This is a genomic window from Sorangium sp. So ce426, from assembly GCF_051475585.1.
Taxonomy (GTDB): domain Bacteria; phylum Myxococcota_A; class Polyangia; order Polyangiales; family Polyangiaceae; genus Sorangium; species Sorangium cellulosum_B.
On sequence record NZ_CP150341.1, the window covers coordinates 1,342,027 to 1,364,864 of the forward strand.

Below are 22,838 nucleotides of genomic sequence, written 5' to 3' on the forward strand. Positions count from 1 at the left end.
GCGTCAGGACGCCCGCGCGTGCGGCATCTCCTCGGGCGCCTCCAGGCGGATCGAGCGGAGCCGCAGGCAGAGCGCGAGCGCCTCGTCGAGCGTGTTCACCAGGTAGAACTCGAGCGAGCTCCTCACCTCGGCCGGCAGATCGTCGAGATCCGCCTCGTTGTCCGCCGGCAGCAGGATCTCGAAGATCCCTGCGCGGTGCGCCCCCAGCACCTTCTCCTTGATCCCCCCGATCGGCAGCACCGTCCCGCGAAGCGTGATCTCCCCCGTCATCGCGATGTCGCTCCTGACCGGCCTGCCCGACAGGGCGCTCACAAGCGCCACCGCCATCGTCACGCCCGCGCTCGGCCCGTCCTTCGGTACCGCCCCCGCCGGAACATGGATGTGAACGTCCCGCCGCTGCAGCCGATCGGACGGCACGCCGAGCTCCGCCGCGTGCGCTCGCGCATAACTCAGCGCCGCGCGGCCGCTCTCCTTCATGACGTCGCCCAGCTGCCCCGTGAGGACGAAATCGCCCTTGCCGGGCATCACGCTCGCCTCGACGTGCATGATGTCGCCACCCATCTGCGTGTAATACATGCCGGTCGCGACCCCCGGCTGATCGTACTGGAGCCTCCGCTCAAGGCGCATCCTCGCGCGGCCGAGCAATTCCTTCACGTCGTCGTCGGCGCCCACCACAGCCCGCTCGATCTCGCCGGCCGCGATCCGGCGCGCGGCCTTCCGCGCCAGCGCGCCGAGCGTCCGTTCCAGCTGCCGCACGCCCGCCTCGCGCGTGTATCCGCTGATGATCCCGCCGATCGCCGTGCCCGTCACGCGCAGCTGCTCCTCGCGCAGCCCGCACTCCTTCCGCTGCCGGGGGAGCAGGTACTTCCGGGCGATCTCGTGCTTCTCCTGCTCGGTGTACCCGGCGAACAGCGCGGGCTCCATCCGGTCGAACAGCGGAGGGGGGATCGTCTCGCGGAAGTTCGCCGTGCAGATGAACAGCACCTCGGACAGGTCGAACGGCAGTCCGAGGTAGTGGTCGACGAAGCCGTCGTTCTGCGCCGGATCCAGCACCTCGAGCAGCGCCGCGCCAGGATCGCCCTGGTAGGAGGCGCCGAGCTTGTCGACCTCGTCGAGGACGATCACCGGGTTCTTCGAGCCGATCCGCTTGATGCCCTGGAGGATGCGGCCGGGCATCGCGCCCACGTACGTGCGCCGGTGGCCGCGGATGTCCGCCTCGTCGCGCGCGCCGCCCAGCGAGACGCGGACGTACTTGCGCCCGAGCGCCCGCGCGATCGACTCCGCGATGGACGTCTTGCCGGTCCCGGGCGGACCGAGGAAGAGCAGGATCGGCCCGCGGGAGATCGCGCGGCTCCGCTCGCCCTCGCTCCTGGCCTGCTCCAGGCGCAGCTTCCGGACGGCCAGGAACTCGAGCACCCGGTCCTTCACGTCGCCCAGGCCGTAGTGATCCTCGTCGAGGATCGCCCGCGCGCGATCGAGATCGACGTGGTCGTCGGTCCGCTGGCTCCAGGGCAGATCCGCCACCCACTCGAGCCACGTCATGAGGACCTGCGCCTCGGGCGACGTCTCCCGCCCCATGCGCCGCAAGCGCGCGAGATCGCGCCGGGCCTCCTGCAGGATCTCCGCCGGCAGGTTGGCCCGCTGCAGCTTGTGCTCAAGACGTGCGGCGGCGTTCTCGTCGTCTTCCTCGCCGAGCTCCTTCTGGATCGCGCGCAGCTGCTCGCGCAGGTAGATCTCCCGCTGCCGCTCGCCGAGCTCCTCCTCGACGGTCGTCCTGATCTTCTCCTGGGTCTCGACGATGCCGATCTGCCGGTAGAGGTGCAGCGCGAGGCTGCGCATCCGCTCTTCCGTCGAGAGGATCTCGAGCAGCGCCTGCTTCTCGGGGGTCGGGAGGTCCAGGTAGAAGGCGATGTGGTTCACGAGCTCGGCCGGGCCGTACATGCTGCCGACGAACTGCTTGAGCACGTCCTCGGGCGCGCCGCGGTGACGGCCGTACTCGACGGCCCGCTCGCGCACCTCGCGGGAGAGCGCCTCCAGGGCGCCGTCCTCCTCTGGACGGAGGGGTAGATCGGCGAGCTCGATGACAGGGGCGCGGATCACGCCATCGACCTCGGTGTAGCGGGGCGCGGCCGCTCGCCGCTCGCAGTAGAGCACGAGCTGAAGGCCCGACCCGAACCGCTGCACCTGGGTGATGCGGGCGATCACGCCGATCGAGAAGAGGCCGGCCGCGGTGGGCTCCTCGGCGGCGTCGCGCTGGGCGACAGCGAAGATGCGCTTGTCTTCCCCCTCGACCCGGAGGGCGGCCTCCACCGCGCGGAGCGTCTTCAGCCGTCCGACCGTGATGGGCGTCGCGATCCCAGGGAAGAGGACGGTGTCGCGCAACGAGAGCACGGGCAACGATCGGCGCTCGGGCATGGCCGGCCTTTGTGCGAACCTCATGCCATGGAGGACCGTACCGAAAACTCCTTTCGGCGCGGAAGCATCGAGAATCGTGGTCAGCCGCGCGCGGAGCGGTGGTAGGGTCGGCCGGCGATGCCCGCGGACACCTTCACGTTTCAGGCGGACGATGGCCGAGAGCTCTTCGTGTACCGCTGGCTCCCGGACGGCGGGGCGCGCGGCGTCGTCCACGTCGCGCACGGCATGTCGGAGCACGCGGGCCGCTACGCGCGCCTCGCGCAGGCGCTCTGCGCCGACGGGTGGGTCGTCTACGCGAACGACCACCGCGGCCACGGCGCGACGGCGCGCGGGAGCGACGAGCTCGGCTTCTTCGCGAGCCAGGGCGGCTTCCAGCGGGTCGCCCGCGATCTCGCGCAGCTCATCGCGCGCGCGCGCGGCGAGCACCCCGGCCTGCCGGTCGTCCTCTTCGGCCACAGCATGGGCGCCGCCCTCGCGCAGGAGGTCCTGATCGAGCACGGCGGCTCGATCGACGGCGCGGTGCTCTCCGGCGCCGCGGGCAAGGCGAACGCGCTCGTGGACGCGGGCCGGCTCGTGGCGCGCGCCGAGCGGCGGCGGCTGGGCGAGCGCGGCAAGAGCCAGCTCCTCCAGACGATGAGCTTCGACAGCTTCAACAAGGTGTTCGCGCCGACGCGCACGCCCTTCGACTGGCTCTCTCGCGATCGCGCCGAGGTCGACGCGTACATCGCCGATCCCCGCTGCGGCTTCCCGGCGACGACCTCGCTCTGGGTCGACCTGCTCGACGCGATGGCGGCGCTCGCGCGCCCCGAGCGGCTCTCGCGCATCCCGAAGGACCTGCCCATCTACGTCGTCTCCGGCTCTCGCGACCCGGTCGGCGGGCTGCTCAAGGGCGTCACCCAGATGATCGAGGCGTACCGCGCCGCCGGTCTCCGCAGGGTGGCGCAGCGGTTCTACCCCGGCGGGCGCCACGAGATGCTGAACGAGATCAACCGCGAGGAGGTCGTGCGGGACCTGCTCGCGTGGCTCACCGCCGAGGTGGCGGGCGAGGCGAGGGCGCCGGCGAGGCCCGCGCAGCCGGGCGTCGGGCCGGGCGCAGGCGCCGCGCCCGGCTGACGGCGGGGGCCGGCATGGGCAGCAAGGGGCGGCCGTACCGCACGCTCACGATCGATGGCTTCGAGGTGCTCGTCGGCCGCGGCGACGAGGACAACGACGCGCTCACCTTCGAGATCGCCGAGCCGCACGATCTCTGGCTGCACGTGGCCGGCGGCACGCCGGGCAGCCACGTGATCGTGCGCAACCCCGAGCGCGTGGAGGTCCCGCGCGAGGTGGTCGAGCGCGCCGCGGCGGCCGCCGCGTGGTACTCGAAGGCGCGGAGCGCCGCCAAGGTGGAGGTCCACGTCTGCAGGGCCGCGGACGTGAGCAAGCCGCGCGGCGCGCCCGCCGGGCTCGTGCAGCTCGCGCGGTGGAAGAGCGTGCGCGTGCGGCCTGAGATCCCCGGGCGCGATCCGGGGTAAGGCGAGCGCCGGCGCCTCGCGCGAGGGCGGCGGCGCCTCGCGCGAGGGCGATGGCGAGCCGCGCGAGGGCGGCGGCGCCTCGCGCGAGGGCGACGGCGCGCCGCGCCGGGGCGAGCGACGGCTCGGTACGTCGTCGTGGGGGCTCCGCTCAGCGCTCGTTCGCGATAACGCAGGCTCCGGCCTGGCAGGAAGCGGTGAGGCCGGAACACGGCGCGACCAGACACGCCACCTCTTCTCCCAGGCACTTGGGCGGGGCCGTGCCCGTGGGGACGGCATCGCAGTTGCAGCCTCCACAGTAATTGTCGACGAGGCTGCAGTCGTCGTCGGTCACGCACGGGCGCTGCGGGGCGGGCACGCACGCGGCCCTCCCCTTCCGTTCTTCGCAGACAAACCCGTCCATACAGCGGACGACAGCGCAGGTGAGGCGGCCGCCCGCGGGCCCCGCGAGCTCATCCGCCTGCTCGGAGAGGGTCTCCTGCTCGGCGCCCTCGAGATCGCCAACGGGCGGGGCGCCGCACGCGGAGAGGAGCGTCGTGAGCGCCGCGGTCGTCGCGAGCAGCGCGCAAAGGTGCATCTTCATCGAACGCAGGTTCGTGTCATGAAACATGATGTCTTCTCCCATCGCTGTGGTGAGGGGCGAGCCGCCGCCTCCATCCGAAGGCCGGGCGTCTCGTCGTCGTCGATAGAGGAGTATGCGCGATGCTCGCCACATCTGACATCGCGTATCATTTTCTTTATCGCCGCGTTTCACCATGGCGGCAATCTGGCAGCGGCAGCTGCTCGCCAGGCGCTCGCGAACAGCTAGACTGTCGCCGTGCAGCTTCGCATCGAAGGGGATCGATTGACGCTCGCCCTGGAGGGCGCCGAGCGGCTCTCCGGGCCCGAGGGCTGAGGCGGCGCGCCGCGAGGCCGCCGCGCTCACGCGCAGAGCGAGGCCGCCCTGCTCCGTCCTCCGGGCCCGCTCCGCGCGGGCTCGCCGCCCCCGGCGGCCAGCTCCGCGAACCGCCGCTTGAGGCGGCTGCTCCAGGCTTGCACCGCGCAGGCGCTCATGCCGGTCCGCGCGCAGACCGAGGCGATCGGCTCCTCCTCGATGAGGAGCGCCTCGAGCAGCGAGAGCCCGAGGGGGCTGAGCTCCGCGCGGAGCAGGCCGAGGGGGCGCTCCAGCGCGTCGCGGGCGAGCACCCTGGCCTCCGGATCGTCGTCGGACCGGGCGCCCTCCTCCGGCGCGTCGTCGAGCGGCAGCGCCGCGTCGTCGAGCTGCCGTTTCCGGCGGCGGAAGGCCGCCGCCACCGTCTGGTCGGCGATGAGGCCGACCCAGTTGGCGAGGCTCAACCCGCGGGCCGGATCCCAGGCGCGGAGCGCCCGGCTGTCGTCGCGGAACAGCTCGACGAACACGTCCTGCACGAGGTCGTCCATGCGGTCGTCGGCGCCGCCCGCGAACCGCGCGCGGCGACGGTGGAGCGCCCGGCCGACCCGCGCGTGAATCACCGGCGTGAGCGCGGCGATCACGGATCGGAGGGACCGAATCTCTCCGCCGAGCGCGGAGGTGAGGACGGATGTCGTCATGATGTTGGCGTCGGGCAAGCGGATCTCCTCGGGCTGCGAGCAGGGAGCGCCCTCGCTCGTCTCGTCATGCATCTGCCGTCCTCGCCCGCGTCCGCGTGTGTGCGCGCACGGAAGCGGCGAGCAGGAGGCGGCAGAAGAAAGATGCGAGGCGGATGCGGCGGGCGTGACCCGCTCCGCGCCCCGCTCGGTCATCGGGTGTTCGAGACCCTGCGAGGCGCTCGGTCCTTGTCGTCGTAGCAGCCTGCGTGCCTGCGCCGGCGCCGCGGGCGCAGCGCGCTCCGGCGAGCGTGACGCGTCCCCCTGGCGAGCTCGTGCAACTCTTGCACGACCGGGCTAGGTAACCCTTGCCTGATCCCGGTAACTCCTGCACCCGGAGGGCGCCCCGCCCGCGCGCGGCGGCAGGGCGACGGCGCGCCGCCCCCTGGAGCGACAAACGGGTTGAACCCCCAGAAAAGAGCAGGAATTCGAACCGCCAAGCGCGCCAAGAACGCCAAGATTGTGTTTTGTTCTTGGCGTCCTTGGCGCCTTGGCGGCTCATTTTTCGCTCGATCAACGTGATCGGTGTCCCAGCAGCGAGCCGCCCCCCTGGTCGTGAAGGCCGAGCTCGGGCTCCCAGGATCCGGCGCGGTTCGCGGTCCGGGAGCGTCCGTGCGATTTGTGACGGCTGGCAGGGGCGCAGCGCAACCTGAGGGCGACGAGCTCCTTTCCATCACCCGCAGAGGACCCATGACCCACGCGCATCGACTCGCTTCCTTCTCGATTCTCGGCTTGCTGGTCGCTTGCAGCTCGACGGATCCCGATGTCACGTCGGGCGCAGGCGCGGCCTCTGCAGGAGCCACCGGCGGCAGCGGCGGAGGCGCCGCCACGGGCGACGCAGCGACGGGCGGTGCCGGTGCGGGCGACGCCGGCACGGGTGGTGCCGGCACGGGTGGTGCCGGCATGGGTGGTGCCGGCACGGGGGGGGCCGGCACGGGCGGTGCCGGTACGGGGGGAGTCGGGGGCTCCGGCGGGACCGGTGGATCAGCGACGCCGGTGGACGCCGCGGCCATGGTCCCCGACATGGGTATCGGGGCCAACATCGGCAACACGCTGGAGAACACCACCGACTGGGAGACGGGCTGGGGCCAGCCGCTGATCACGCAGGCGTTCATCAACGGCATGGCCAGCCACGGCATCAAGACGGTGCGTGTGCCCGTGGCCTGGGACACCTACGCCGTCAACGGCACGATCGACGCCGCCAAGATGGCCCGGGTCAAGGAGGTGGTGGGCTGGATCGAGGCCGCAGGAATGTACTCGATCGTGAACATCCACTGGGACGGGGGCTGGATCTACAACGAGGACAACGCCGACAAGTACAAGCTCACGGGCGACGTCAAGACCAGGTTCGCGTCCTACTGGACCCAGATCGCCACGGCCTTCAGCGACGTCGGCCACAAGCTGATCCTCGAGGGGATGAACGAGGAGGGGAACTACTGGGTCAACGGCGTTCACGACGGCGGGACGCCGGACTACGCCGCCCTGAACGAGATGAACCAGCTCTTCGTCACCACCGTGCGCGGGCAGGGCGGCTACAACGCGAGCCGCGCCCTGCTCATCGCCGGCTTCGTGACGGACATCGACAGGACGTGCGTGAGCGATTTCAAGGTGCCGACCGATCCGGCCGGCACGAAGAGCCTCTTCCTCTCGATCCATTACTATACGCCCTACACCTTCTGCGGCCTCGACACGGTGGAGAGCTGGGGCTCTCCCAAGACGACGTGGGGCACGGAGGCCGAGAAGGCGGAGCTGAAGAGCAAGTTCGACACGCTCGGCGCGTTCAGCGCGCAGCGGAGCCTCCCGATCCTCCTCGGCGAGTTCGGCGTCACGCTGGGCACGAACTACCCCCGTGAGCCGGCGTCACGGACGCTGTGGATGCGGTCGGTGGTGGAGGCGGCGAAGTCTCGCGGCGTCGTTCCCGTGCTGTGGGACACGGGGACGGACATCAAGCGCACGGACGGCTCGTTCTCGACGGAGTGGCAAGCCGTCGTGAGCGCCGTCAACCGGTAGGCGGCGCCGCTTTCGCTCCGGCGGCGCGGAGGGCGCGGCGCGCCCACGGCCGCCGCTTTGCACGGCCGTCGCGAAACCGGACGGCGGCGCGAAACCACGAGGCCTGGCCCGCGTACCTGGGGTGTCTGGACGACATGGAGCGGTCCAGACCACACCAAGGAGAGGGGCATGTCATCGACACGAAACGTCGGAATGGCGAGGGTTTGTGCGTCCGCCGCGCTGTTCTTCGCCGCGGGGGCGTTCGCCGCGTGCGCCGTCCCCGAGGGCGCTGAGCCCTCTGGCGATCTTGAGGGCTCGGAGGACTTCGGCGATCCAGGTGAGCCGGAGGCTGACGCCGAATCGACGGCCGAGGCCGAGAGCGAGCTCAAGGTGAACGACTGCGTGAACCCGCACTCGTTCGCCGGCTGCAACGACGCGGCCGTCCAGAGCTGCGTTTGCGCGGTGGACCCGTTCTGCTGTAACACCCAGTGGGACTCGATCTGCGTCGGGGAGGTGACGAGCCTCCATTGCGTACCGCCGTCCACGGCCGTCATCGGGCGCCTGCAGTGCGCCGCGCCGGACGGCGCGGGGACGATCACGAACGCGCTCGCGTTCGTGCCGCTCAGCATTCCCGGCCTCGGGAGCGGCGTGACGGACGCGAACGGCGATTTCAGGATCCCCATCTCGTCGATCGCGAGCGCGAGCGTGCACCTCGACGTGACGTACGACGGCGTCGTGAGCTCGAGCGGCGTGACGACGCCGCTCACGATCATGGACGAGCTGCACGCGCCGCGGGGCCAGGGGGCCGACGTCGCAGGCAGCCCGCGCTCGAGCGGCGATCTCGACGTCGACGTGGTCACGCTGAGCGGCGTCGACTGCGAGCTCTGGCGGCTCGGCGTCGATACCCTGAGCGACTTCCACGCCGCCCGCGGGGCCCAGCCGCCCGCGCACGCGCTGCGCATGCTCCGCTGGAGCGGGGTCTACGTGGGCACGCCCTACACGTTCTACGACTACATCAACATTCGCACGGACTTCCTCACGAGCACCTGGGGGAGCACGGCCGCAGCGCGCCGGCGGGTCATCACCCACGAGTTCGGGCACAGCGTGCGGCACGTCGCCGACGGGGATCTGAACCACTGGAACGGTGACGACGTGGCCTATGTCTACGGGCGCTCTCACGACGGCTCCGAGATCGCCAACCAGGGGTACGCCTTCAACGAGGGCTTCGCGAACTACTGGGAGCAAGCCCGGGTCGGCGCGGGCGGCCGCCTCTGCGGCAGCGGGGACGCGTGCCCGTCGAGCCAGTACCGGGACTGGAACGAGAAGCGCATCGCCGACGCGCTGCTCGACCTGTCCGATGTCGTGGGCGACGGCGCGATGATCCAGGTGCTGGAGGCGAACCCCGGCGCGATCCACAGCCTTTACGAGTTCCAGGCGCGCCTCCACGTGCAGAACCCTGCCGTCCCGGCCCCCGCCGCGGTGCCGGCCTGCCCGCCCGGCTTCAGCGATGACGGCGCGACGTGCTCCTCCACGGTGACGAAACCGAGCTACGGGCGCGGCGTCGGCGCGGTGCCGACGCTCTGCGGCGCTGGCCAGCAGGTCGACGCGGGTCTCTGCTATCCGGCCTGCGCGTCGGGCTACTACGGGGTCGGCCCGGTGTGCTGGCAGAGCTGCCCGGCCGGGTACTCGGACGACGGCCTCACGTGCCGGCGCGACGCGCATATCATCAACGCCGACAACTCCGCGTGCCCCTGGTATGACGTCTGCGGCCTGACCTTCGCCAAGGGCTGCTCCACGTGCCCGGCGGGGTATAGCAACGACGGCTGCACGTGCCGGCGCGACGCGCACATCTTCGGAAAGAGCTCTTACGGGCGCGGCGTCGGCTCGGTGCCGACGAGCTGCGGCGCGGGCCAGCAGTACGACGCGGGTCTCTGCTATCCGGCCTGCGCCTCCGGCTACAGCGGCGTGGGCCCCGTGTGCTGGGGGAGCTGCCCGGTCGGCTACGTCGACTTCGGCGCGACGTGCACGAAGGTCATCTCGAAGTGAACGTCGCCAGGGTACCCGATCGGAGCGCGCCCGAGACCGGGTTAGGCAGCTCTCTTACCTAATCCCGGGTAACTCCTGCACCCAAGCGAGCGCTCGCCGCCGCGCGCCGCGTCGCGCGGCGGCGAGCCTCTCAGCAGGGGGCTCAGCGCCATCGAACCCGGCGCCGGGCGATCCATTGCCTCCCTCACCCTGCAGGCGTAGCATCTCCCGCCCGAGTCGCTGGCGGACGTCTCGCGCCGCGGCGGACCGGCCAGCCGCCAGGGACACCCGACGTGACACCGCAACGAGAGCCTGCAACGTCGCCCGTCCCGGCGGTTCCCGCGCCCATCGATGTATTCATCTCCTATGCCCCTGCCGACGAGCGGCAGCGGGCCCGGCTGGAGGTGCACATCAGTCTCATGAAGCGGCAGGGGCTGATCAGGACGTGGCACCTGGCGCACATCGAGCCCGGAGAGGAAACGACGAAGGTCGTTGCGCTCCTGGAGGCCGCGAGGCTCGTGCTCTTGCTCGTGAGCGCCGACTACCTGGCGCACGAATCCTGTTATGAGGGCGAGATGACACGCGCGCTCGCGCGGCACGCGGCCGGTGAGGCCGTCGTCATCCCTGTCCTCGTACACGCTTGTGACTGGCAGAGCGCACCCTTCGCCGACCTCACCCCGCTCCCGCTCGAACGCGGGCCGGTCACGAGCTGGCGCAACCGGAACGAGGCCTGGGCCAGCGTGGCGCGCGGGATCCGGACGGCGGTCGAGCTCCTCTCCATGCCCGAGGCCGAACGGCCCCGCGGCGGGCGTGCTTTCAAGGCGGAGTACGAGCAGAGACTCCTCGCCCCGGTGCCTGACTGTCCGAGGAGCCCGCACGCACCTCAAAGCAGCGATGCGATGCGCTCCGCCACGTTCGGCTCTGTTGGGAAGGCCATGGCCAGTCGGTTGGGCATACCTGGGAGCAGTTCCGGCCCTGTAGCGTTCGGCCCTGAGGAGGAGACCTCGGCCAGTACGTTGGATGTGCCGCGGGGGCCTTTCAGCCCAGCGCCCGTCCGTCCCGCACCCAATGCGCGGTCGTCCAAGCCCCTGGTCGATGTGGGCCTGATCGGCCGCGAGAGCGAGCTCCTCGACGTGCTCCAGCACCTCGAACGCGGGCCGGTGGTGCTGTCCGGACCGGATGGAGTCGGCAAGACCGCGCTCGCCCGCCGCGTCGCCGAGGAGCTCGCGCCCCATCACGGGCCGTACGTCGAGATCGACCTCCAGGGATCGACCGATGCGCCGCTCGCTCCCCTCGCCGCGATGCGGCTCGTGCTCCACGCGCTCGACGTCGAGGTCGGCGGGGCAGGCGACGATCGAGCGCTGATCTCCGCTTACCGAGCATCGCTGATCAGGGACCGCCCCATCCTGCTCCTCGACGACGCCTGCGATCGCGCTCAGGTCGAGTCACTCGTCGTGGACACCGACGGTGTCGTGTTGATCACGGCTCCGCGGTCGCTCGGGCTGTCCGGCGCATATGAGCGAGAGCTCGGCCCGCTCGCGCCCGGAGACGCGGCGGCGCTGTTGTGGTCGGCCGTGCCGCACATCAGCGCGCCGCTCGCAGAGCGCTTGGCCGGGCTCTGTGGCGGCTCCCCGTTCGCGCTCCGCATCACGGTCAGCGTGCTCAAGTGGGGCCTCCACCGCGATCCCCGCAACTTCCTCGCCCGGTTGTGCTCCACGCCGCAGGGGAGCCGAACCCCCGAGGACGCCGTGATGACGGCCGTGTTCGATGTCCTCGCGCCGTCCACTCGAGATCTCTGGTGCCGTCTCGGCGCGCTCCCCGCCACCTTCGACGACGAAGCATGGCGGTGCCTCGTGGGCTTGGCCGCCTCCGGCGCCCGCGCGACGGAGCTCGGAGTTGGCAGCGGCATCGAGGCGATTCTAACGCTCGGTTTGATCGAGTCGGGGCACAGACGCCGCTTGCACCCGCTTGCACGCACGTTCGCGGCGGCTCGTTTGCTCCCTCACGAGCGCGCGATCGTCGAGGGCTGGCTCGGGCTCGTCGCGGCGCGGCGGAGCGGCGACCGCACAAGACGGTTGGACGCGATCGCGCGCGTCGCCGACCTCTACGAGGCGATCCCGCCGGATGCGCTGACACCGCAACTCAAAGCCGAGTGGGAAGCGCTGCTCCGGGAACAGGTGGAGGTGGCAGGCGGGTCCGACGCTCCCGGGGTGGAGGCCCACGCGCACGGCCGTCTCGGGCGTTTCCTGGCTCGACAGGGCAAGTTGCAGGAGGCCATCGCTCTGCTCGAAGAGCGGGTCGTCCTCGCGCGCGCAGAGGGCGATCGCGAGGAAGAGTCGCTGGTCAGCCTCGAGCTCGGCCGTGCTCACAGGGGTCTTGGCGATCTGCCGCGTGCCCTTGCGGCGATGCAGGTTTACCTCGATCACGCGGCGAGCCGGACAGATCCCGCCCTGCCCGCTCATGAAGCCGAGGTCGGTGCGCTCCGCGCCGAGGTGCTCGCCCCGCTCTCTCGCGCGGGCGCCTACCCGCGCCGCGGGGAGCTCCGGCAGATCCGGGAAATGCATCTGATCAGGAGGGATACGGTCGCGCATCATACCGCGATCTCCCGCGACGGACGCGTGGCGCTCGTTCGCGGCACAGGGAGCCGGATCGAGGTCGTCAGTCCGCGCTCTGGTGCCCGTCTCCGGATACTGGAGGATTCCTTCGGCTACCGCGGCATCGCGCTGTCGGGCGACGGTGTGCTGGTGACCGACGGTTGCACATGGTGGAACACCGTGACCGGCGAGCACGGCCTCTCCGAGAAGACCCCGAATGGCGCGCTGGCGATGACCCACGACGCCCGCCTGATCGCGATCGCGTCGCCCAGGGCCGTCCACCTGACGAACGTCCTGCCCGGGCTCGTGCGGCGCGAGCTCCACGGCGTACCCATCGACGCACGGGTTCGGCCGAGCTTCAGCGAAGATGGGCAGCTCCTGGCGGTGGGCAAGGGCCGTGTCGCGCTGGTCTGGCACATCCCTGGACTGGACGTGCGCAGGCTTGAGCTGGAGTGCGAGCTGAGCGTCCTTGCGCTGTCGCCGGACGGCAGCTGGCTGATCACAGGTCATCCGTCCGGCGCGCTCGTACTCTGGGATGTGCATCGCGCCGAGAAGCGCGCGACCCTCGCGGGCTCGGGGGACGCCGTTCGCGACCTCGCGGTGACGCTGGACGGCGCGCTCGCTGTCACCTGCCGCGCGGGTGGCGAGATCCAGGTCTGGGATCTGCGATCCGCGCGCGAGATCGGCTGTATACGCCATCCTGGGGCCCCGACCTCGGTCTCGATATCGTCGGATGCGCGGATGATGATCGTCGCCGGGGATAGCGGAGTCATCCAGATGCTGGAGCTCGACTGGGCGCAGGAGCCGGCGGCCCCTGCACCCTGGTCTCCGGACGCCGATGGCCTGGCGGACGCTTTCCTCGCGCGCCACGTGCCGCTCGGCCCCGACAAGATCACGCGCTCCGGGGCGCCGGTGTGGGGTGAGGTGGAGCTCGCGAGCTTCCTCGATGAGCTCGCCCGGTGCGGGCTCGGGTGGCTCACCACCGAGGGGGTGCGCGCCGAGCTGCTCCGCCGGACCGGGGCGTTCACGGGATGAGCCGGACGGGGGAGGGGAGGCGCCGGGTCGTCTCCTGCTGACACCTTGTCCGCTCGGATCCGCGCCCGGCGGCGTCACCGCCTGCGCTTCGCCAGGCCGTAACGGTTCATCTTCAGCACGAAGGTCCGCAGCGGCATGTGGAGCGCCTCCGCCGCCCTCGTCTGCACCCCGCCCACAGCGGCGAGCGCCTCGGCGATGCGCGTGCGCTCGAGCTCCCTCACCTCCTCGGCGAGCGGCCGGAACGCCCGGCCAGCGCCCCTCGCGGAGGGCGCCGCGCGGGAGGCCGGCGCCACCGAGGGCGGGATGCCCTCGGGGCGCGGCGGCCCCGCCGCGAGCGCAGCGGGCAGGTGCCCGCGCTCGACGATGCGCGCGGTGACCGTCGCCGCGATGTAATCGATGACGTTCTTCAGCTCACGCACGTTGCCCGGCCACGCATAGGCCGTGAAGAGCTCCGTCGCCTCCGTCGACAGGACCATCTCCTCGCGCCCCGCCCGCGCGCACGCGTCGGCCAGGAACGCCCGCGAGAGCGCGAGGATCTCGCGGGGGCGCTCCCGGAGAGGGGGCAAGATCACCGTGGCCGCGCCGAGGCGATAATAGAGATCTTGCCGGAAGCGGCCCGCCTTGACCTCCCCCTGAAGATCCTTGTGCGTGGCGGCGACGACGCGGATGTCGACCTCGCGCTCGCGCACGTCGCCCAGCCGGAGGATCCGCCGGGTCTCGATCGCGCGAAGGATCTTCGCCTGGGCGCTCGCCGAGAGATCGCCTATCTCGTCGAGGAAGACGGTCCCCCCGCTGCCGTGCTCCAGGAGGCCCGGCTTCGGGCCCGCAGCGCCGGAGAACGCGCCGCGCTCGTAGCCGAAGAGCTCGCTCTCGACCAGGCTCTCGGGCATCGCGGCGCAGTTGAGCGTGACGAGCGGCCGCCGCGCCCTCGGGGACCACTCGTGCAGCGCGCGCGCCGCGCTCTCCTTTCCGGAGCCCGTCTCGCCGGTCACCAGCACCGGCAGGTCCGTCGCCGCGAGGCGCCGGATCAGATCGAACACGCGCACCATGGCCGCGTCGGCGAGCACCGTGCGCTGCCCGCCGAGCTCCAGCGTGGTCACCGCCTCCGCCGCGGTCGCCGGGCGCCCGGGGCGCGCGACCTCCGCGGCGGCCCGGGCCGACGCGACGAGCGTGTCCGCGTCGCAGCCGTCCGCCGGCGCCGTCGCCACGCCGACCTTCGGCGCCGCGCCGACGGCGTGCACGGCGTCGGCGAGCCGCTGCACGGCGTGGCCCGCCGCGGCCGCGTCCGCCTCGGGCAAGAGCACGAGGAGGCGGTCGTCGGCCTCGAAGCCCGCGAAGTCGGTCACCGCGAGCTCCCGCTCCAGCGCGCCGGCGACGACCTCGCGGGCCGAGGCCGCCCCGAGCTGGACGGCGATCACCGTCGCCGGCCGATCGTGGCGCAGCGCCCTGTCGATCTCCCCCTCGATCCTCCGCCGCAGCTCCGCGATCTCGAGGACCTGCCGGCTCTTCGCGGGGCGCGGGCACCGCATCACAACGACCGCCTCGCCGATCGACACAACGTCGCCCGAGCCGAGCGGCCTCGCGCCGTCGACGCGGACGCCGTTCAGCAGGGTGCCGTTCCGGCTGCCGAGATCCACGAGCTGCGCGCGCCCGTCGAGCAGCACGATCTTCGCGTGCTCCCGCGACGCCGCGGTGTTGCGGAGGCGCACGTCGGCCCGCGGCCCGCGGCCCAGGAGCACCACGCCGCTCCGCGGCAGGCGGAGCACCGACGAGGAGCTCCCCTGCACCACGAGCAGGTACGAGCCGCCCTCGTCGGCCCCGCGCGGCGCCTCGTCTGTTCGGGTCGGGCCGCCGGACGCGGTTGCCTCGCTCATCCTCTCGCGGCCGACTCTCTCATTGCGGCGCCGGGGCGCGCAAGGCTCCAGGTCGGCGCGGAATCCGGCGCGGAATCCGGCGCGGAATCCGGCGCGGAATCCGGCGCAGAATCGCGCGCACCGCGTGGTAGGCTCGCCGCCCGCAGGCCGGGCACTGCAGAGCGATTCGATGCAGCGGACGCCCCCCAGCAATGCGCGATTCTCGATCGGCCGCCGCCTCGGCGAGGGCGCGTTCGGGGCCGTCTACGAGGCGCAGGATCGCGAGCGGGGGGCGCGCGTCGCGTTGAAATCGCTCCACCGCCTCGACCCGGTCGCGCTCTACCGGTTCAAGCGCGAGTTCCGCGCCCTGTCCGAGGTCGTCCACCCGAACCTGGTCACGCTCCACGAGCTGTTCTCGGAGGGCGAGCAGTGGTTTTTCACGATGGACCTCATCGAGGGCATCGATTTCCTCTCCTCCGTGCGCGGCTCATCGGCCCGCGGCGCCCGAAGCGCCTCGGCGCCCAGCCCCTCCGCACCCAGCCTCGCCCGGGACGACCCGGACGCGACGGAACCGGACCTGTCGGCGGCGCGGCCCCATCCGGCCGCCGGCGACGCCGGGCGCGACCCGGCCGCCGCCGCGCCGTCGCGCTGGGGGCCGCTGAGGAGCGCGCTCCTCCAGCTCGCCCAGGGCCTCGCCGCGCTCCACGCGGCCGGCAAGCTCCATCGCGATCTGAAGCCCTCGAACGTGCTTGTGACGCGCGAGGGGCGCGTCGTCATCCTCGATTTCGGCCTCGTGGCGGAGCTCTCGAGCGGCTCCATCGACCAGAGCGGCAGCCACATCGCGGGGACGCCGGCGTACATGGCGCCGGAGCAGGCGAAGGCCGGCTCCCTGTCGCCCGCCTGCGACTGGTACGCGGTGGGCGTCATGCTCCACGAGGCGCTCACCGGGCGCCGTCCCTTCGAGGGAGGGGCGCTCGACGTCATCCTGCGAAAGCAGGTGGAAGAGCCGCCTCCTCCGAGCGCCCTCGCGCCGGGCATCCCGGAGGACCTCGACGCCCTCTGCGCGGAGCTCCTGCGCCGCGCCCCCGACGAGCGGCCCCCGGCGCCCGAGGTGCTCCGGCGGCTGCTGCCGCCGAGCGGCGACGCCCGCGGCAGCGCCGGCGCGCCGCCGCTCGCCGAGGCGCGCCCGGGGCCGCCGGCCGGGAGCGGCGCGCCGTTCGTCGGGCGGCAGCGGCACATCGACGCGCTGCGCGCGGCGTTCGAGCGGGCGAGGGGAGGGCGCGCGACCACCCTGCACATCCACGGCGCGTCGGGCACGGGCAAGACCGCGCTCGTCCGGCGCTTCCTCGACGAGCGCGCGCGAGCGGACGACGCCGTGATCCTCGAGGGCCGGTGCTACGAGCGGGAATCCGTCCCCTACAAGGCCGTCGACAGCCTGATCGACGCGCTCAGCCGCCACCTCTCGCGCCTCCCCAGGCTGGAGGCCGCCGAGCTCATGCCGCGCGACGTCCACGCGGTCGTGCGCCTCTTCCCCGTGCTCGGGCAGGTCGACGCGATCGCCCGGGCGCCGCGGCGCGAGATCGAGCCCCCGGACGCCCGGGAGCTCCGCCGGCGCGGGTTCGCCGCGCTCCGCGAGATCCTCGCGCGGATCGCGGATCGACGGCCGCTCGTCCTGTTCATCGACGACCTCCAGTGGGGGGACGCCGACAGCGCCGCGCTGCTCACCGACGTCCTCCGCGAGCCCGACGCGCCCGCGCTCCTGCTGCTCCTCTGCTACCGGAGCGAGGACGCCGAGCGGAGCGAGCTCCTCGCGCGGCTGCTCCCGCCAGCCCCGGGCGACGGGGACGAGGGCGACGTGCGCTCCCTGGCCGTCGGCGCGCTCACCCCCGAGGAGGGGCGCGCCCTCGCGCTGGCCTTCCTCGGCGGCGGCGCCCGGGCCGTCGCGCAGGCCGACGCGATCGCGGCGGAGGCGGCCGGGAGCCCGTTCTTCGTGATCGAGCTCTCGCGCGACGTGCAGGGCCAGGCCGCGCCGGAGTCGGCGCGCGGCGCGGACGACGGCGGCGTCCGGCTGGGATCGGTCCTCGCGAACCGCCTCCTGCGCCTGCCCGCCGAGGCGAGGCGCCTGCTCGAGGTGATCGCCGTGTCGGGCAAGCCGCTCGACCTCCGCGACGCCCGGCAGGCCGCGGCGCTCACCCCCGAGCAGGAGCGGGCCGCGCTCGCGGCGCTCCGGGCCGGCAGCGTCGTGCGCGCGCGCGGGCAGCACGGCGAGCAGGAGCTCGAGGCGTTCCATGACCGCATCCGCGAGGCGGCCCTCGCGCAGCTCGGCGCGGCGGAGCTCGCCGAGGTCCACCTGCGGCTCGCCGCCGTCCTGGAGGCCTCGGGGCGGGCCGACGCGGACGTGCTCGCCGTGCACTTCCGCCGCGCCGGGCGCCCCGGCGAGGCGGCCCGTTACGCGGTCCTTTCGGGCGACCGCGCGGCCGAGGCGCTCGCCTTCGATCGCGCCGCGGAGCACTTCGCCGCCGCGCTCGAGGCGGCGCCGGCCGGCGCGGGGGAGGCGCGCGCGCTGCGGGTCAAGCTCGCGCAGGCCCTGCGCAACGCCGGCCGCGGCGCGGAGGCGGCCCGGGCGTACGCCGCCGCGGCCGAGGGCGCGCCGCCGCGGGAGAGCCTCGATCTGCGGCGGTGCGCCGCCGAGCAGCTGCTCGTGAGCGGCCACATCGAGGAGGGCAGGCGCGCGCTCCGGGGCGTCCTTGCGGCCGTGGGGATGCGCCTTGCCGAGCGCCGGTGGGCGGTGCTGCTCTCGCTCCTGTTCTTCCGCCTGCTCCTGCGCGTGCGCGGCTTGCGCTTCCGGGAGCGCGACGCCCGCGATCTGCCGGCCGAGACGCTGGCGCGCCTCGACGTCTGCTGGTCGGCCTCCGTCGGGCTCGCCATGGCCGACGTCCTCCAGGGCGCCGAGTTCCAGGCGAGGCACCTCCTCCTCGCGCTCCGCGCGGGCGAGCCCTACCGCCTCGCCCGCGCCATCGCGACCGAGATCGCGCACCTCGGCACGGACCACGTCGTGGGGCGCCGCCAGGCGCACCGGCTCTACGGCACGGCGGCGGCGCTCGCGGAGAAGGTCGGCGACCCGTACCTCATCGCCTTCAACAAGGGCATGCTCGGCGTCGTCGAGAGCCTCTCCGGGCGCTGGGCCGAGGGGCTCGAGCTCTGCCGCGAGGCCGAGGACCTCCTGCGCGCGCGGTGCGCGGGCGTCGCGTGGGAGCTGGGCACCACGAGCCGGTTCATGATGGTGGCCCACTACCACCGCGGCGAGCTCGACGCGCTGGCCCGCCTCGCGGCGCCGCGCTGCGCCGACGCGGACGCGCGCGGCGACCTCTACGCGGCCAGCTTCTTCCGGGTGGGGCTCACGTACATCGTGCCGCTCGCCGCGGACCGGCCGGACGCCGCGCGCGACGAGGTGCTGGGCGCCATGGCGCGCTGGCCGCGCCGCGCGTTCGATCACCTCGACTGCCTGGAGACCGTGGCGCTCGGGCGCATCGATGTCTACGCCGGCGCGCCGCTCGCGGCGCTGAGGAGGATCGAGGACCGCTGGCGCAAGATCGCCTGGTCGTTCCTGCCGAGGTTCCAGTACTACCGCGTCCTGATCCATCACCTGCGCGCGTCCGCGGCGCTGGAGGCCGCCGCGCGCGACGGCGCCGGCGACGCGCGGCTCGGCCGGGCCCTCCTCCGCGGCGCGGCGCGCGACGCCCGGCGGCTGTCGCGCGAGGGCGCGCCGTGGGTCGCTCCGATGGTGATGTCCCTGCGCGCCGCCATCGCGGCGCAGCGGGGCCAGGCCGCCTCGGCGCTGTCGCTCCTCGCGGCGGCCGCGGCCGCGTTCGACGAGCGCGGGATGGCCCTCTTCGCCGCCTGCGCGCGCCGCCGCCGCGGCCAGCTCCTCGGCGGGGACGAGGGCCGCTCCCTGGTCCAGGCCGCGGACGCGTGGATGGCGGGCCAGGGCGTCAGGAACCCGGCGCGCCTGGCGGCGATCTTCGCGCCGGGGTTCCCGTGAGGTCGATCGCCACGGTGTGCACCGCGGCCATCGCCGGGGAGGTCCGGAGCGCCGAGAGCAGCGGGCTCGCTCCGGCGTCCTCGGGGCGGTAGGCGACGATCAGCAGGAGCGCGGCCGGGTCCGGCGAGGCCATGATCTCCGCGAGCAGCGACGCGCTCTCCGCGTCGCCCCCGTGGGCGTCGTCGATGAACACGACGACGGCGCGCCGGTCGGAGAGCCGCCCGAGCAGGTCGCGCAGCGCGGCCGAAGCGCGCGCCCGGAGCCGCTCCTCGCCCTCCTCCGCCGCGCCCCGCGGCGCCGCGAGCGGCGGCGACGCGCGCACGGCCGGGACGCGCGCGAGCACGGGAAAGACGCGGGCGAGCGCCGCGGCGCCGCGGGGCATGAGCGCGGCGGCCTCCCCCGGCGGGGTCCGCACGAGGTGGCGGCTGAGCGCGTCGATCGCGCCGTCGAGCGCCCTGAACGGCACCTGCTCGCGCTCGTGGCACCTGCCCTCGAGCACGAGCGCGTCCCCGGCCTCGCCGTCGAGGAACGCGCGCACGAGCGCGCCCCCGTCCGCCCCGGCGGCGCCCTGGACGAGGACCAGCCCCGGCCGCCCCTCCCGCACCCGCGCGAGCGCGCCGGCGAGCGCCTCGAGCTCCCGCGGCCGCGTCGCCGGCGCCTCCTCCGCCGCGCGCGACGGGCCGCGGCCGCCGCGACCGACCGGGCTCGCCGGGCCGGGGGGCGCCGCCGCGAGATCACCCGCCGCGCCGAGCCGCCGCACCACCTCCGCGCCGGAGGGGCGCCGCTCCGGCGCCGCGCACAGCAGATCGGCGACAAGGTCGGCCAGGTCGTCCGGCGCCCACGGCGCGACGTCGCGGAGCCGGGGCGGCGCGGATCGCTGCTTCTCGGCGAGGACCTCGATCGACGTGCCCGTGAAGGGCGGCCTCCCTGCCAGCGCCTCGAAGAGCATCACGCCGAGCGCGTACCAGTCGGCGCTCGGCGCCGCGGCGCTCGCGCCCACCTGCTCCGGCGCCATGTAGCGCGGCGTCCCGACGAGCTGCTCGGCGTCGGTCGCGCTCTGCCCGCTGCCGCTGGTCGAGAGGCGCGAGGCGATGCCGAAATCGAGCACGACGGCGCGCCCCTCGGCCGTGACGAGCACGTTGGAGGGCTTCACGTCCCGGTGCACGAGCCGCGCCGCGTGGACCGCCTGGAGCGCCCGCGCGACCTGGACGAGCGAGGACCGCACCCGCCCGAGGTCGGCGGGCGCCTCCGCGCCGGCGGCGCGGGCAGGAGAGGGCGCGGGCGGATGCTCGACCTGCTCCTCCAGCGTGGCGTCGAGATCGATCCCCTCGTCCGGGGGCGCGGTGCTGGTCAGGCTGGGCCACGAGGCGGCGCCGCCCGCGGCGCCCTGCCCGCGCACGTGGGTGAGCCAGTCGACCCCGCGCACGAGCTCCATGGTGAAGAACCACTCGTCCCCGCTGCCGATGAGCTCGTGAAGCCGGACGAGGTTGTCGTGGGTGACGTCCGCGAGCGCCCGGAACTCCCGCTTGAAGCGGTAGAGGGCCGAGGCGCCCACGCGCGCGAGCGCCTTCAGGGCGACCCGCTCCCCGCGCTCGCGATCGATCGCCTCGTACACGATCCCGAAGCCACCTGCCCCGAGCCGCCGGACGATCTGAAAGCGCGCGGGGACATGCCGCATGGACGGGCCACGTGAGGTGAGGTTCCTTATCGGATCGTATCAGGCCGCGGCGCGGGGCGGCCACGCCGAACCGTGGACCGAGACGAGCGGGCCGGACGGTACGCGGCGCGGAAGCGGAAGCGGTACGTCGCCCCGAGGGGCTCCTCGACGCTGATTGACAATGCACCGGCGGCTCCCGCATCCTGACCACCCCGCGACCCCCGAGGCCTTGAGCCGCAGGAGATGCAATGAGCACCGTCCTCCACCGTCTGGAACAGTGGGCCAACGAATCTCCTGACGCGCCGGCCCAGCGCTTCAAATCTCAAGGCGAGTGGAAGACGCTCACCGCGCGCGAGTACCGTGACCGGGTTCACCACCTCGCGCTGTTCCTGGAGTCCAGGGGCTTCGACGCGAGCCAGGTCGGCGCGATCCTCTCGTACAACTGCCCGCAGTGGGTCCACGTCGACCTGGCGGCGCTGCTCGTCGGGGGCAAGTCGGCGGGCCTCTACCCGAACTCCACCGCGAAAGACATCCAGTACATCCTGAACCACACCGAGGCGACGCTGCTCTCGGTGCAAAACAAGGAGTACTTTCAGAAGATCTCCGGAGAGAAGGGCGAGTATTCCGTCCCTGACAGCGTGAGTTGGATCCTCGTCTTCGACGGCGACACATCGATCTCTCCCAAGGCGATCTCGTACGAGCAGGCCCTGGCCGAGGGCCGCGCGCTCGCGGGGCAGCCGGGCGCGAAGACGTTCGCCGACTACCTGGCGAAGATCGACCCCAGGGCCGGCGCGTTCCTGATCTACACCTCGGGCACGACGGGCAACCCCAAAGGGGCCATGCTCTCGCACGACAACCTGGCTTACACGGCCGACATGGCCGTGAAGTACTGGAACCTGCCGTTCGCGCGCGGCACGATGTTCTCGTTCCTCCCGCTCTGTCACATCGCCGAGAAGCTCCAGTGCGTCGGGGCGGGCCTTACCCAGCGCTACACCGTCAACTTCTGCTCGAAGTTCGAGAACGTCTCGAGCGAGCTGCCCGAGGTGCAGCCCACGCTGCTGCTCTGCGTGCCGCGGCTCTGGGAGAAGATGATGGAAGGCGTGATGGCGAAGGTGCGCGGCGGCAAGGGCGCCAAGAAGAAGCTGGCCGAGTGGGCGCTCGCCGTGGGCGCCCGCGTGGCCCAGGCGAAGTACGCGCAGCGCGCGCCGAGCGCGCTCGACGCCTTGCAGCTCAAGCTCGCCGACAAGCTCGTGCTGGGCAAGGTGCGCGCGGCGCTCGGCCTGGGCAAGGCCGAGGTGCTCGCCTCGGGCGCGGCGGCGCTCGCGCCGCACATCTCGACGTGGTTCCGCGCGCTGGGCCTCGAGATCCTCGAGGACTTCGGCCAGACCGAGTCGACAGGCGTCATCTGCATGACCGAGCCGGGCATCGAGAGCGCGGGCACCGTGGGCAAGCCCGTGCCGGGCGTCGAGTTCAAGCTGGCCGAGGACGGCGAGATCCTGACCCGCGGCCGGCACGTGTTCGTGGGTTATTACAAGGACAAGGCGGCGACGGAGGCCGCGCTCGAGGACGGCTGGCTGCACACGGGCGATCTCGGCGAGTGGAACGACCGCGGACAGCTCAAGATCCGGGGCCGCAAGAAGGAGATCCTCAAGACCTCGGGCGGCAAGATGATCGCGCCGCTCCCGATCGAGGAGCGGCTCAAGGCGGCGGAGATCATCAGCCAGGTGTGCATGGTGGGCGACGGCCGCAAGTACATCTCGGCGCTGATCACGCTGACCGAGGTCAAGCTCGCCGAGCTGAAGGAGCGGGGCGCCCTGGGCAGCGACGCCGCGATCACGAGCCCCGAGGTGGTCGGCCAGGTGAAGGCGCACGTCGACGCGCTGAACGCGGAGCTCGCCAGCTTCGAGCAGATCAAGCGGTTCACGGTCCTCGGCCGCGAGTTCTCGGTGCAGGACGGCGAGATGACGCCGACGCTCAAGATGAAGCGCAACGTGATCGAGCAGCGCTTCCGCGGGACCATCGACGAGATGTATCCCGCCGAGTGAGCGGGGGCCGCCGGCCCCGCCGGCGGGCGGCCGGCCGGCGGGCGGCCGGCCGGCGAGCGCCCCGCGG

Annotated in this window: 12 protein-coding genes; 7 read left to right on the forward strand and 5 right to left on the reverse strand. The window is 72.9% G+C overall.

Going from position 1 to position 22,838, the window contains the following annotated elements; all coding sequences use genetic code 11:
• Positions 1-3 precede the first annotated feature (3 nt).
• Positions 4-2,415 (reverse strand): endopeptidase La, encoded by a 2,412-nt coding sequence (gene lon / locus WMF44_RS04960; protein ID WP_437297962.1) that lies wholly within the window; start codon positions 2,413-2,415, stop codon positions 4-6.
• A gap of 117 nt (positions 2,416-2,532) precedes the next feature.
• On the opposite strand from lon, the gene WMF44_RS04965 reads away from it, so the two are divergent.
• On the forward strand, positions 2,533-3,528 hold the full coding sequence (locus WMF44_RS04965) for a lysophospholipase (protein ID WP_437297963.1): 996 nt from the start codon (positions 2,533-2,535) through the stop codon (positions 3,526-3,528).
• A 14-nt stretch (positions 3,529-3,542) separates the two neighbouring features.
• Entirely contained in the window at positions 3,543-3,929 is a 387-nt protein-coding gene (locus WMF44_RS04970) for an NFACT RNA binding domain-containing protein (RefSeq protein WP_437297964.1), read from the forward strand.
• A gap of 148 nt (positions 3,930-4,077) precedes the next feature.
• On the opposite strand, the gene WMF44_RS04975 is transcribed toward WMF44_RS04970, so the two are convergent.
• Entirely contained in the window at positions 4,078-4,509 is a 432-nt protein-coding gene (locus tag WMF44_RS04975) for a hypothetical protein (RefSeq protein WP_437297965.1), read from the reverse strand.
• 338 nt (positions 4,510-4,847) lie between these two features.
• A complete protein-coding gene (locus tag WMF44_RS04980; protein ID WP_437297966.1) occupies positions 4,848-5,567 on the reverse strand; it encodes an RNA polymerase sigma factor in 720 nt (239 codons plus the stop codon).
• Positions 5,568-6,221: 654 nt separating this feature from the next.
• Between WMF44_RS04980 and WMF44_RS04985 the strand changes: the two genes are divergently transcribed.
• The 3 genes from WMF44_RS04985 (at position 6,222) to WMF44_RS04995 (ending at position 13,174) form a co-directional block, all read left to right on the forward strand.
• On the forward strand, positions 6,222-7,541 hold the full coding sequence (locus WMF44_RS04985) for a glycoside hydrolase family 5 protein (RefSeq protein WP_437297967.1): 1,320 nt from the start codon (positions 6,222-6,224) through the stop codon (positions 7,539-7,541).
• 168 nt (positions 7,542-7,709) lie between these two features.
• Positions 7,710-9,566, forward strand: coding sequence for a hypothetical protein (locus tag WMF44_RS04990; protein WP_437297968.1), 1,857 nt, complete (start codon positions 7,710-7,712; stop codon positions 9,564-9,566).
• 272 nt (positions 9,567-9,838) lie between these two features.
• Positions 9,839-13,174: a TIR domain-containing protein gene (locus tag WMF44_RS04995; RefSeq protein ID WP_437297969.1), complete on the forward strand. Its 3,336-nt coding sequence runs from the start codon at positions 9,839-9,841 to the stop codon at positions 13,172-13,174.
• 74 nt (positions 13,175-13,248) lie between these two features.
• On the opposite strand, the gene WMF44_RS05000 is transcribed toward WMF44_RS04995, so the two are convergent.
• Complete coding sequence (locus tag WMF44_RS05000; protein ID WP_437297970.1) at positions 13,249-15,048, reverse strand: sigma 54-interacting transcriptional regulator; 1,800 nt, start codon at positions 15,046-15,048, stop codon at positions 13,249-13,251.
• 169 nt (positions 15,049-15,217) lie between these two features.
• Between WMF44_RS05000 and WMF44_RS05005 the strand changes: the two genes are divergently transcribed.
• The gene (locus WMF44_RS05005) at positions 15,218-19,069 is read left to right on the forward strand and encodes a serine/threonine-protein kinase (RefSeq protein ID WP_437297971.1); all 3,852 of its coding nucleotides are present in this window, start codon (positions 15,218-15,220) and stop codon (positions 19,067-19,069) included.
• Here the strand turns inward: WMF44_RS05005 and WMF44_RS05010 are convergent.
• Positions 19,020-20,747 carry a protein kinase domain-containing protein gene (locus WMF44_RS05010; protein WP_437297972.1) on the reverse strand — a complete coding sequence of 576 codons (1,728 nt, stop codon included), beginning with the start codon at positions 20,745-20,747 and terminating at the stop codon, positions 19,020-19,022. The two genes, WMF44_RS05005 and WMF44_RS05010, sit on opposite strands and share 50 nt — an antisense overlap.
• 227 nt (positions 20,748-20,974) lie before the next feature.
• Between WMF44_RS05010 and WMF44_RS05015 the strand changes: the two genes are divergently transcribed.
• Positions 20,975-22,771 (forward strand): AMP-dependent synthetase/ligase, encoded by a 1,797-nt coding sequence (locus WMF44_RS05015; protein ID WP_437297973.1) that lies wholly within the window; start codon positions 20,975-20,977, stop codon positions 22,769-22,771.
• The last annotated feature ends 67 nt before the right edge of the window (positions 22,772-22,838 follow it).

Coding starts and splice junctions, on each gene's coding strand:
- lon (WP_437297962.1), bottom strand. CDS start 2,415: ATGCCCGAGCGCCGATCGTTGCCCGTGCTCTCGTTGCGCGACACCGTC.
- WMF44_RS04965 (WP_437297963.1), top strand. CDS start 2,533: ATGCCCGCGGACACCTTCACGTTTCAGGCGGACGATGGCCGAGAGCTC.
- WMF44_RS04970 (WP_437297964.1), top strand. CDS start 3,543: ATGGGCAGCAAGGGGCGGCCGTACCGCACGCTCACGATCGATGGCTTC.
- WMF44_RS04975 (WP_437297965.1), bottom strand. CDS start 4,509: ATGAAGATGCACCTTTGCGCGCTGCTCGCGACGACCGCGGCGCTCACG.
- WMF44_RS04980 (WP_437297966.1), bottom strand. CDS start 5,567: ATGCATGACGAGACGAGCGAGGGCGCTCCCTGCTCGCAGCCCGAGGAG.
- WMF44_RS04985 (WP_437297967.1), top strand. CDS start 6,222: ATGACCCACGCGCATCGACTCGCTTCCTTCTCGATTCTCGGCTTGCTG.
- WMF44_RS04990 (WP_437297968.1), top strand. CDS start 7,710: ATGTCATCGACACGAAACGTCGGAATGGCGAGGGTTTGTGCGTCCGCC.
- WMF44_RS05000 (WP_437297970.1), bottom strand. CDS start 15,048: ATGAGCGAGGCAACCGCGTCCGGCGGCCCGACCCGAACAGACGAGGCG.
- WMF44_RS05005 (WP_437297971.1), top strand. CDS start 15,218: ATGCAGCGGACGCCCCCCAGCAATGCGCGATTCTCGATCGGCCGCCGC.
- WMF44_RS05010 (WP_437297972.1), bottom strand. CDS start 20,747: ATGCGGCATGTCCCCGCGCGCTTTCAGATCGTCCGGCGGCTCGGGGCA.
- WMF44_RS05015 (WP_437297973.1), top strand. CDS start 20,975: ATGAGCACCGTCCTCCACCGTCTGGAACAGTGGGCCAACGAATCTCCT.